This window comes from Micrococcus sp. HG099, from assembly GCF_024723355.1.
GTDB classification, from domain to species: domain Bacteria; phylum Actinomycetota; class Actinomycetes; order Actinomycetales; family Micrococcaceae; genus Micrococcus; species Micrococcus endophyticus.
Window position 1 is genome coordinate 1 of sequence record NZ_JANQCJ010000088.1, and the last position, 10,123, is coordinate 10,123.

At 74.6% G+C, this 10,123-nt stretch carries 9 protein-coding genes and 1 pseudogene; 3 read left to right on the forward strand and 7 right to left on the reverse strand.

Going from position 1 to position 10,123, the window contains the following annotated elements; all coding sequences use genetic code 11:
- A pseudogene (locus tag NWP10_RS08380) lies at positions 1-237 on the reverse strand (LytR family transcriptional regulator); the annotation flags it as partial.
- Between the two features lie 168 nt (positions 238-405).
- On the opposite strand from NWP10_RS08380, the gene NWP10_RS08385 reads away from it, so the two are divergent.
- Complete coding sequence (locus NWP10_RS08385; RefSeq protein WP_017489239.1) at positions 406-885, forward strand: DUF3515 family protein; 480 nt, start codon at positions 406-408, stop codon at positions 883-885.
- 71 nt (positions 886-956) lie between these two features.
- On the opposite strand, the gene NWP10_RS08390 is transcribed toward NWP10_RS08385, so the two are convergent.
- The 6 genes from NWP10_RS08390 to leuC all read right to left on the reverse strand — a co-directional run bounded on the left by NWP10_RS08390 (position 957) and on the right by leuC (position 7,488).
- Positions 957-2,099 carry a D-alanine--D-alanine ligase family protein gene (locus NWP10_RS08390; RefSeq protein WP_258300546.1) on the reverse strand — a complete coding sequence of 381 codons (1,143 nt, stop codon included), beginning with the start codon at positions 2,097-2,099 and terminating at the stop codon, positions 957-959.
- Positions 2,096-3,133 carry an NAD(P)H-dependent glycerol-3-phosphate dehydrogenase gene (locus NWP10_RS08395; protein WP_258300547.1) on the reverse strand — a complete coding sequence of 346 codons (1,038 nt, stop codon included), beginning with the start codon at positions 3,131-3,133 and terminating at the stop codon, positions 2,096-2,098. The genes NWP10_RS08390 and NWP10_RS08395 overlap by 4 nt, the downstream gene beginning before the upstream one ends.
- On the reverse strand, positions 3,130-3,879 hold the full coding sequence (locus NWP10_RS08400; protein ID WP_258300548.1) for a 1-acyl-sn-glycerol-3-phosphate acyltransferase: 750 nt from the start codon (positions 3,877-3,879) through the stop codon (positions 3,130-3,132). Before NWP10_RS08400 ends, NWP10_RS08395 begins: the two co-directional genes overlap by 4 nt.
- A gap of 5 nt (positions 3,880-3,884) precedes the next feature.
- On the reverse strand, positions 3,885-5,213 hold the full coding sequence (murA, locus tag NWP10_RS08405) for a UDP-N-acetylglucosamine 1-carboxyvinyltransferase (protein ID WP_258300549.1): 1,329 nt from the start codon (positions 5,211-5,213) through the stop codon (positions 3,885-3,887).
- 211 nt (positions 5,214-5,424) lie between these two features.
- Positions 5,425-6,030: a 3-isopropylmalate dehydratase small subunit gene (gene leuD, locus NWP10_RS08410; RefSeq protein ID WP_158494818.1), complete on the reverse strand. Its 606-nt coding sequence runs from the start codon at positions 6,028-6,030 to the stop codon at positions 5,425-5,427.
- A 3-nt stretch (positions 6,031-6,033) separates the two neighbouring features.
- Positions 6,034-7,488 carry a 3-isopropylmalate dehydratase large subunit gene (leuC, locus tag NWP10_RS08415; protein WP_017489233.1) on the reverse strand — a complete coding sequence of 485 codons (1,455 nt, stop codon included), beginning with the start codon at positions 7,486-7,488 and terminating at the stop codon, positions 6,034-6,036.
- A gap of 231 nt (positions 7,489-7,719) precedes the next feature.
- On the opposite strand from leuC, the gene NWP10_RS08420 reads away from it, so the two are divergent.
- Both NWP10_RS08420 and NWP10_RS08425 read left to right on the forward strand, forming a co-directional pair.
- Positions 7,720-8,496 carry an IclR family transcriptional regulator gene (locus tag NWP10_RS08420; protein ID WP_017489232.1) on the forward strand — a complete coding sequence of 259 codons (777 nt, stop codon included), beginning with the start codon at positions 7,720-7,722 and terminating at the stop codon, positions 8,494-8,496.
- A 125-nt stretch (positions 8,497-8,621) separates the two neighbouring features.
- Positions 8,622-10,082 (forward strand): UDP-glucose/GDP-mannose dehydrogenase family protein, encoded by a 1,461-nt coding sequence (locus NWP10_RS08425; RefSeq protein WP_258300550.1) that lies wholly within the window; start codon positions 8,622-8,624, stop codon positions 10,080-10,082.
- The last annotated feature ends 41 nt before the right edge of the window (positions 10,083-10,123 follow it).

Sequence of the window (10,123 nt, forward strand, 5' to 3'; positions counted from 1 at the left end):
GCCGGGCTCGGAGGGGCGCAGGGACTCGGCCGGGAAGGCGCCGCCCTCGAACCGCTGCGTGCCCTCGTCGATGCTGCGGGCGAGCCCGCCCACGTACACGGCCACGGCCACGCCGACGGCCAGCAGCGCCACGAGCAGCACCACGAGGGCCACGAGCCACGGCCGACGACGACGACGGCGCGGCCCGTCGGCGCCCGGACGGGGGGTCTGCGGGCGGGACTCCGCGGTACGGCTCACGATGGGCTCCTGGTCTGGGGGGCGGGACGTCGGGGTGCATGATGTGGTGCGGTCCCGCCCATGCTAGGGCACGGTCCGGACGCCGCCGCCTCCCCCGCACCGCGGCGCCCGGCCCCCGCGCGGCACCGGACGCCGGGCCGGCCGAGGCGCCGCGCGTATCCTGGGCGGATGGAATCCCGCCCCCTGCGCCGCCTCGTGCCCCTCCTGACCGCGATCGCCCTGGGCGCCACGGCCTGCAGCGGCCGCGTGGCAACGGTGGAGGCGGCGCCGGACGCCGCGAACCCCGAGTGCGCCCCCGCCATGGTCGCCATGCCGGACGCCCTGGGCGACGCCGCCCTGCGCCCCACGGACAGTCAGGCCACCGCCGTGTGGGGCGACCCGGCCGCCGTCGTGCTGCGCTGCGGCGCCCCGGTGCCCGGGCCCACCACGGACCGCTGCATCTCGGTGGACGGCGTGGACTGGGTGATCCGCGACGAGGACGAGAACTGGCGGATCGTCACCTACGGCCGCGACCCCGCCGTGGAGGTCCTCTTCGGCAAGGACAAGGCCAGCTCGGACACCGTCATGGTGGGCCTGGCCTCGGCCGTCGCCCAGATCGACGCCGACGGCGGCTGCGTCAACATCCAGGACGCCACGCCCGTCGGCTGACCCTCCCGACACGGACGGCGCCGCCCCCGGAAGGATCCGGAGACGGCGCCGTCGGTGCGCCCGGGCCGGGCTCAGTGCAGCCCGACGCCCCGCTCGAGGGCCAGGTCCAGCAGCTCGGAGATCAGGGCGTCGTAGGACAGCCCCGTGCGCTCCCACATGGCCGGGTACATGCTGATGGGCGTGAACCCGGGCATGGTGTTGATCTCGTTGACCACCCAGCGCCCGTCCGGGGTGTGGAAGAAGTCGCAGCGGCCCAGGCCGGAGCCGTCCACGGCCTCGAAGGCGCGCACGGCCAGCTCGCGCAGCCGCCGCGTCTGCTCCTCGGGCAGCTCGGCGGGGCAGGAGAGCTGCGCCGCGTCGTCGTCCTGGTACTTGGCCTGGAAGTCGTAGAACTGCAGGTCGCCCTCGTCGTGCTTGACCACGATCTCCCCCGGCAGCGAGGCCCGGGGCGCGTCCGAGCCGTGCCCGTCCAGGACCGCGCACTCGATCTCGCGGCCCACGATCCCGGCCTCCACCACGACCTTCGGGTCGAAGCGGCGGGCCTCCTCGACGGCGGCGCGCAGGTCCGCCGGGTCGGAGACGCGGGTGATGCCGAAGGAGGAGCCGCCGCGGGCCGGCTTGACGAACAGCGGGAACGCCAGGGCGCCGGCGCGGGCCAGGGCGGCCTCGGGGTCGCGCGCCCAGTCGCGGTCGGTGATGGTCTCCCACGGGCCGACCTCGAGGCCGGCCGCCTGGAAGGCGACCTTCATGAAGTGCTTGTCCATGCCCACCGCGGACGCGAGCACGCCGCAGCCCACGTAGGGCAGGCCGAGGGACTCGAACATCCCCTGCAGGGTGCCGTCCTCGCCCCACGGGCCGTGCAGCAGCGGGAACACCACGTCCACGCGGCCCAGGGAGGAGCCGTCCTCGGCGGTGAGCTCCACCGTGCCGTCCGGCAGGGTGCGCAGGCTCACCGGGGCCTCGGGCTCCGGCACCTCGGGGAGGGTCTCGCCGTCCAGGCGGAAGGCGGCCACGTCCAGCTCGTCGTGCGACCACAGGCCGGAGCGGGCCACGCCCACCGGCACCACGTCCCAGCGCTGCGGGTCGGCCGCGTGGAGCACGCCGGCGGCGGTGACGCAGCTGATGGGGTGCTCGCTCGAGCGGCCGCCGAAGAGCAGGAGCACGCGGGGGCGCGCGCCGTCCGAGGGGGCCTGCGGGGCGGGGGTGGCGGTCATGCGGTGCGTCCTTCCGACTTCAGGTCACGGGCGAGCAGGAGCTCGGCGAGGCGGTGCACGGCCACGTCCCCGGCGACGACGCGGTCCATCAGCTCGCTGATGGGCATCTCCACGCCGTGGGCGCGGGCCACGTGCACGACGGCGGAGACGGACTTGATGCCCTCCGCGGTCTGGCTCATGGCGGCCACGGCCTCCTCGGCGCTCATGCCGGTGCCGATGTGTCGTCCGGCCGTGCGGTTGCGGGACAGGGGCGAGGCGCACGTGGCCACGAGGTCGCCCAGTCCGGCGAGCCCGGCCATGGTGGCGGGGTCGCCGCCGAGGGCGACGGCGAGGCGGGTGGTCTCGGCGAGCCCGCGGGTGATCACGGAGGCCTTCGAGTTGTCCCCCAGGCCCTGGCCGTCGCAGATGCCGACGGCGAGGGCGATGACGTTCTTCACGACGCCGCCGATCTCCACGCCCACCACGTCGGTGTTCGTGTAGGGGCGGAACGTGGGCCCGGCGGTCAGCGCGGCGATGCGCTCGGCGGTGGCCGGGGAGGCGGAGGCCACCACGGTGGCGGTGGGCTCGCCGCGGGCGATCTCGAGGGCCAGGTTGGGGCCGGAGACCACGGCGAAGCGGTCCGGGGTGAGGCCCAGCTCCTCGGTGCACACCTGGGACATCCGCGCGTCGGTGCCGCGCTCGAGGCCCTTGACGAGCGAGACCACCACGGCGTCCGGGGCGAGGTCCTCGCGCAGGGTGCGCAGCGTCTCGCGCACGTGCTGCGCGGGCACGGCCACCACCACGACGCCGGCGCCGCGGACCGCCTCGGAGGCGTCGGTCACGGCGCGCACGCAGGCGGGCAGCTCGATGCCCGGCAGGTACTCGGGGTTGGCGTGGTCCCGGTTGACGGCCTCGGCCACCTCGGGGCGCCGGGACCAGATCACGACGTCGCGCGCCCGGGCGCCCTCGGGGCTGGTGCTGGTGCCCAGCACGCGGGCGAAGGCGGAGCCCCAGCTGCCGGCGCCCAGGACGGCGACGGTCTGCGGGTCGCTCATGCGCCCGGCTCCCGACGCCCGGTCCGCGGGTCCCAGCGGCCGGCGGGGGCGGGCTCGCCGCGCAGGTCCGCCACGATGACGGTGATCGCGTCCATCATCCGCTCGGTGCCGGCGCGCAGCCCGCTCGCCGTCATCGGCGCGCCGCGCAGGTCGTCCAGGTCCACGGGCGCGCCGATCCGGATGCGGGCGGTCTTGCGCGGGAACGGACGCGGGGCGCGGCCGCCGTAGGGCAGAAGCTCCTGGATGCCCCACTGGCCCACGGGGATGAGCGGGGCGCCGGTCTGCAGGGCCAGGCGCACGGCCCCGCTGCGGGCGGCCATGGGCCAGCCGTCGGGGTCGCGGGTGACGGTGCCCTCGGGGTAGACGATGATCGCCCGGCCCGTGGCGACGGCCTCGCGGGCGGCGTCGAGCGAGCGGCCGCCGTCGCGGGTGCGCTCGACCGGGATCATGCGGGTGGCCTCGAGGACCTGCTTGAGCACGGGCACCTTCCAGAGCTCGGCCTTGGCGAGGAAGGTCGGCAGCAGGCCCTGGTTGTAGACCATGTGGGCTACGGAGAGGGGGTCCAGCTCGGAGATGTGGTTCACCGCGAGGATCGCGCCGGTCTCCGGCAGGTTCTCGGTGCCCTCCCATACCTGGCGCACGAGGCCACGCAGGGCGGGGCGCACGATGGCGGCGGGGATCACGTAGCCGGCCCGCGCGGCGCGCGAGGGGCGGCCCGCGGCCGGGGCCGGGGTCTGCGGGTCCACGGGGCTCACCGGGTGCGGTCGGACAGCTCGACGTCGGCGCCGAGGCCCTGGAGCTTGTCCATGAAGTGCTCGTAGCCGCGGTTGATGATCTCCAGGCCGGTGGCGGTGGAGGTCCCCTCGGCTGCGAGGGCCGCGATCAGGTGCGAGAAGCCGCCGCGCAGGTCCGGGATGTCGATCTCGACGCCGTGCAGCGGCGTCGAGCCCGAGATCACGGCGGAGTGCAGGAAGTTGCGCTGGCCGAAGCGGCACGGCACGGAGCCCAGGCACTCGCGGTGCAGCTGGATGGAGGCGCCCATGCGCACGAGCGCGTCGGTGAAGCCGAAGCGGTTCTCGTACACGGTCTCGTGCACGATCGAGACGCCCTTGGCCTGGGTCAGCGCCACCACGAGGGGCTGCTGCCAGTCGGTCATGAAGCCGGGGTGCACGTCCGTCTCGAGCACGAGCGGGTTCAGGTCTCCCCCGGCGTGCCAGAAGCGGATGCCGTCGTCGACCACGTCGAACTCGCCGCCGATCTTGCGGTACGTGTTCAGGAACGCGGTGAGGTCGCGCTGGGAGGCGCCGCGCACGAAGATGTCGCCGCCGGTGGCCAGGGCCGCCGAGGCCCAGGAGGCGGACTCGTTGCGGTCCGGCAGCGCCTCGTGGTTGTAGCCGCGCATCTCGGTCACGCCCTCGATGCGGATGGTGCGGTCCGTCTGCACGGTGATGATCGCGCCCATCTTCTGGAGCACGGCGATGAGGTCGTGGATCTCCGGCTCGACGGCGGCGCCCTTGAGCTCGGTGATGCCCTCGGCCTTCACCGCGGTCAGCAGCACCTGCTCGGTGGCGCCCACGGACGGGTAGGGGAGCTCGAGCTTGGCGCCGTGCAGGCCCTTGGGGGCGGAGATGGAGATGCCGCCCGGGCGCTTGTCCACGACGGCGCCGAAGTTGCGCAGCACGGCCAGGTGGTAGTCGATCGGCCGGTCGCCGATCTTGCAGCCGCCCAGGTCGGGGATGAAGGCCTCGCCGATGGCGTGCATGAGCGGGCCGCAGAAGAGGATCGGGATGCGCGAGTCGCCGGCGTGGGCGTCGATCTCGGCGGTGAGGGCGGACTTGACCCCGGCCGGGTCCATGGTGATCCGACCGGACTCCTTGTCCCACTCCACGGAGACGCCGTGGATCTCGAGGAGGGAGCTGACGACGTCGACGTCCTTGATCTCCGGGATGCTGCGCAGCACGGAAGGGGTGTTGCCCAGGAGCGCGGCCACCATGGCCTTGGGGACCAGGTTCTTGGCCCCGCGCACGGTCACCTCGCCTGTCAGCGGCTTCCCGCCATGGATCGTCAACAGCTTCGCCATGGGCGTGTCCTTCCTCAGCGCGGCCGAGGGCCACGGTCTCGGCGACTCCCGCCCGGAGGCGGGGGTCGCATGAACGGGCACCGCCCCCCGGGCGCGGCGGGCGGTGCCGGAATCGCCTCTCAGCATAGAGGTTCGACAGGGTCGGACCGCAACGGCGCGGGCCCCCTCGACGCGCGTCGCCCCGGCGGTCGGCCCGCCGCCCGACCCCCGCTCAGCCCGCGGTGCGCGCGGGCAGCGTGGTGGGCTTGTAGGAGGGGCGGGCGCGCTCGTAGGCGTCGATCTCGTCCTGGTGGTCCAGGGTGACGGCGATGTCGTCCAGGCCCTCGAGCAGGCGGTGGCGCGTGTCGTCGTCGATCTGGAACGGGGCGGTCACGTCCCCGCACTCCACGGTGCGGGAGACCAGGTCCACGGTGACGGTGGTGCCCGGCCGGTTCTCCAGCTCCTTCCAGATCCGCTCCACGTCCTCCTGCTCCACCTGCGCGGCCACGAGGCCCTGCTTGGCGGAGTTGCCGCGGAAGATGTCCGCGAAGCGCGGGGAGATCACGGCGCGGAAGCCGTAGTCCTTGAGCGCCCACACGGCGTGCTCGCGGGAGGAGCCGGTGCCGAAGTCCGAGCCGGCCACCAGCACGGTGCCGGCGCTGAAGGGCTCGGTGTTGAGGATGAAGTCGGGGTCCTGGCGCCAGCCGGCGAACAGGGCGTCCTCGAAGCCGGTGCGCGAGATGCGCTTGAGGTAGACCGCCGGGATGATCTGGTCGGTGTCCACGTTGGACGCACGCAGCGGTACGCCGATGCCGGTGTGGGTGGTGAACTTCTCCATGGCTCAGGCCTCCTGGGGGGTGAGGGCGGGCAGGTCGGACGGGCTGGCCAGGCGGCCCAGCACGGCGGTGGCGGCGGCCACCACCGGGGAGACCAGGTGGGTGCGCCCGCCCTTGCCCTGGCGGCCCTCGAAGTTGCGGTTGGACGTGGACGCGCAGCGCTCGCCGGGGGCGAGCTGGTCCGGGTTCATGCCCAGGCACATGGAGCAGCCGGCGAAGCGCCACTCCGCCCCGAAGTCCTCGAACACCCGGTCGAGGCCCTCGTCCATGGCCTGCAGGCGCACGCGGGCGGAGCCGGGCACCACCATGACGCGCAGCCCCTCGGCCTTCTTCCGGCCCTTGACGACCTCGGCGAAGGCGCGGAGGTCCTCGATGCGGGAGTTGGTGCACGAGCCCATGAACACGGTGTCCACCGCCACCTCCTTCATGGGGGTGCCGGGGGTGAGGTCCATGTAGCCCAGCGCCTTGCGGGCGGACTCCTGGGCCACGGGGTCGTCGAAGTCCTCGGGCGCGGGCACCGCGCCGTTCAGGCTCACGCCCTGGCCGGGGTTGGTGCCCCACGTGACGAACGGCTCGAGCTCGTCCGCGTCGATGACCACCTCGGCGTCGAACTCGGCGCCCTCGTCCGTGGCCAGGGTCCGCCAGTGCTCGACGGCAGCGTCCCAGTCGGCGCCCTCGGGCGCGTGCGGGCGGCCCTTGAGGTAGGCGAACGTGGTCTCGTCCGGGGCGACCATGCCGGCGCGGGCGCCGGCCTCGATGGACATGTTGCAGATGGTCATCCGGCCCTCCATGGAGAGGCTGCGGATGGCCTCGCCGCGGTACTCCAGGACGAAGCCCTGGCCGCCGCCGGTGCCGATCTTCGCGATCACGGCCAGGATGACGTCCTTGGCGGTGACGCCCGGGCGCAGGGTGCCGTCCACGGTGATCGCCATGGTCTTGAAGGGCTTCAGGGGCAGCGTCTGGGTGGCGAGCACGTGCTCCACCTCGGAGGTGCCGATGCCGAAGGCCAGGGCGCCGAACGCGCCGTGGGTGGAGGTGTGCGAGTCGCCGCAGACCACGGTCAGCCCGGGCTGGGTGAGGCCCAGCTGGGGGCCGACCACGTGGACGATGCCCTGCTCGGCGTCGCCGAGCGGGTGCAGGCGGACGCCGAACTCCGCGGCGTTGGCGCGCAGGGTCTCGATCTGGGTGCGGGAGGTGGGGTCCGCGATCGGCTTGTCGATCTCCAGCGTGGGGGTGTTGTGGTCCTCCGTGGCGATCGTCAGGTCCGGGCGGCGCACGGGGCGGCCGGCCAGGCGCAGGCCCTCGAAGGCCTGGGGGCTGGTCACCTCGTGGACGAGGTGCAGGTCGATGTAGAGCAGGTCGGGGGTGCGGGAGGAGCCCTCGCCCTCGCCGCGCACCACCACGTGCTCGTCCCAGACCTTCTCGGCCAGCGTCCTCGGCCGCGTCGTCTCGCTCGTCATGTGCCGCACCTTCCTGCTCACGCACCTGTGGGTCCTCGCCCGGCGCGCGGCGCCGGGGATCTCGTCCCCCACTCTGGATCGGCGCCGGGCGGATATCGACCACGACCCCTATTGTCCCAGAGTATGAGATCGCGTCTCACTGATCGGACACGTGACGGCGGGGGGGCGCTCCCGCGTCACGCGGCCCGTTCCCCCGGTCCGTCCGGACCGTGAGACGACTAGGATCACGGCATGACCGCTGAGCCCGCCCGCGCGCAGGCCGACGACGACGTCCTCGGCCCCTCCCTCCACCGCCACCCCAGCGGGGTCGGCGTCGTGGACAAGTCCGTGGCCATCCTCGACGCGCTCGAGTCCGGCCCCGCCACCCTCGCCCAGCTCGTGACCGCCACCGGGATCGCCCGGCCCACGCTGCACCGGCTCGCCGCGGCGCTCACGCACCACCGCCTCGTGGGCAAGGACCTGCAGGGCCGCTACGTGCTCGGCACCCGGCTGGCCGAGCTCGCCTCCGCCGCCGGCGAGGACCGCCTCACCACCGCCTCCGGCCCCGTCCTGCTCTGGCTGCGCGACGCCACCGGGGAGAGCGCCCAGGTGTTCCGCCGCCAGGCCGACTCCCGCGTCTGCGTGGCCAGCGCCGAGCGGCCCTGGGGCCTGCGCGACACCATCCCCGTGGGCGCCCGCATGTCCATGAAGGCCGGCTCCGCCGCCCAGGTCCTGCTGGCCTGGGAGGACCACGAGCGCCTCGTGGAGGGGCTCGCCGGCGCCGTGTTCACCCCCACCGTGCTGGCGGCCGTGCGGCGCCGGGGCTGGGCCCAGTCGCTCGCCGAGCGCGAGCCCGGCGTCGCTTCCGTGTCCGCCCCCGTGCGCGGGCCCAGCGGCCGGGTCATCGCGGCCGTGTCCATCTCCGGCCCGCTCGAGCGGCTCTCCCGCCAGCCCGGGCGCAACCATGCGGACGCCGTCGTCGCCGCCGCCACCCGCCTCACCGAGCTGATCCGCGCCGGCGAGGCCTGAGGCCGCGCCGCGCGCCCGGGGCGCCACCGCGGGGTCGCACCGCGGTGGCGCGCCGTTCTTCCCTCGTTCATCCGCGGGGCCTAGCGTCGGGGCCGTCCCCGCACGCCACGCCGAAGGAGCCCGCAGTGACCCACCCGAGCGCGCCCGCCGCCCCCGCCGAGCAGGACCGCGCCCCGCGGCTGTCCGTGATCGGCACCGGCTACCTGGGCGCCACGCACGCCGCGTGCATGGCCGAGCTGGGCTTCGAGGTGCTCGGCGTGGACGTGGACCCGGAGAAGATCGCCCGGCTCTCCCGCGGCGAGGTCCCCTTCCACGAGCCCGGCCTGCCGGAGCTGCTGCGGACCCACGTGGAGAGCGGCCGCCTGCGCTTCACCACGGACGTGGCCGAGGCCGCCCGCTGGGCGGACGTGCACTTCGTCGGCGTCGGCACGCCGCAGAAGGTGGGCGAGTCCGGCGCGGACCTGCGGTACGTGGACGCCGCCGTCGCCTCCCTGGCCGCCGCGATCGACCGGGACGCCCTGATCGTGGGCAAGTCCACGGTGCCCGTGGGCACGGCCCGCCGCCTCGCCGCGATGGTGCGGCGGGTGCGGGCCGAGGCCGGGCTGCCGGGCGAGGTGGAGCTGGCCTGGAACCCCGAATTCCTGCGCGAGGGCTTCGCCGTGAAGGACACGCTGACCCCGGACCGCCTGGTGATCGGCACGGACGGCCCGCGCGCCGAGCCGGTGCTGCGCCGCGTCTACGCCCGCCAGCTCGCGGCGGACACGCCGTGGATCAGCACGGACCTGGAGACGGCGGAGCTGGTCAAGGTGGCGGCCAACGCGTTCCTGGCCACGAAGATCTCCTTCATCAACGCGTTCTCCGAGATCACGGAGGCCGTGGGCGGGGACATCGGCACGCTCGCGGACGCGATCGGGCACGACGCGCGGATCGGGCGCCGGTTCCTCAACGCCGGCGTGGGCTTCGGCGGCGGCTGCCTGCCCAAGGACATCCGCGCGCTGCAGGCGCGCGTCTCCGAGCTGGGCCTGGACCGCACGATGCGCTTCCTGGCCGAGGTGGACGACATCAACCTGCGCCGCCGCGACCGCGTGGTGGACCTGGCCGTCCAGGTGCTCTCCGCGGCGCGCGACGCCGGCCGGGGCGAGGCCGCGGCGTACGGGGGCAAGACGACGGCGTCCGGCGTGGAGGTGCTCCGGGGCGCGCGGATCGCCGTGCTCGGGGTGACCTTCAAGCCCGACTCGGACGACGTACGCGACTCCCCCGCCCTCGACGTGGCCAACCGGCTCTACACGGCCGGTGCGGACGTGCGCGTGCACGACCCAGAGGGCAACGCGAACGCCGCCGCCCGCTTCCCCCGCCTGGACTACGTGGACTCCCTCGAGGAGGCGGTCGAGGGCGCGGAGCTCACCCTGCTGCTGACCGAGTGGCAGGCGTTCCGCGAGATGGACCCCGCGGCGGTCGGCGCGCTGGTGGACGCGCGGCTGCTCATCGACGGGCGCAACGTCCTGGACGTGGCGGCGTGGGCCGAGCACGGCTGGACCGTGGTGGGCCTGGGCCACCGCTTCGACCCCGCCGCGCTCGGCGCCTGAGGCCGCGGCGCGCTCAGCCGCCGAAGGGGTCCCAGCCGGCC

Excerpts from the sequence above, each read along its gene's own strand:
- murA (WP_258300549.1), bottom strand. The coding sequence starts at position 5,213 with ATGGCGAAGCTGTTGACGATCCATGGCGGGAAGCCGCTGACAGGCGAG.
- leuC (WP_017489233.1), bottom strand. The coding sequence starts at position 7,488 with ATGACGAGCGAGACGACGCGGCCGAGGACGCTGGCCGAGAAGGTCTGG.
- leuD (WP_158494818.1), bottom strand. The coding sequence starts at position 6,030 with ATGGAGAAGTTCACCACCCACACCGGCATCGGCGTACCGCTGCGTGCG.
- NWP10_RS08390 (WP_258300546.1), bottom strand. The coding sequence starts at position 2,099 with ATGACCGCCACCCCCGCCCCGCAGGCCCCCTCGGACGGCGCGCGCCCC.
- NWP10_RS08385 (WP_017489239.1), top strand. The coding sequence starts at position 406 with ATGGAATCCCGCCCCCTGCGCCGCCTCGTGCCCCTCCTGACCGCGATC.
- NWP10_RS08420 (WP_017489232.1), top strand. The coding sequence starts at position 7,720 with ATGACCGCTGAGCCCGCCCGCGCGCAGGCCGACGACGACGTCCTCGGC.
- NWP10_RS08395 (WP_258300547.1), bottom strand. The coding sequence starts at position 3,133 with ATGAGCGACCCGCAGACCGTCGCCGTCCTGGGCGCCGGCAGCTGGGGC.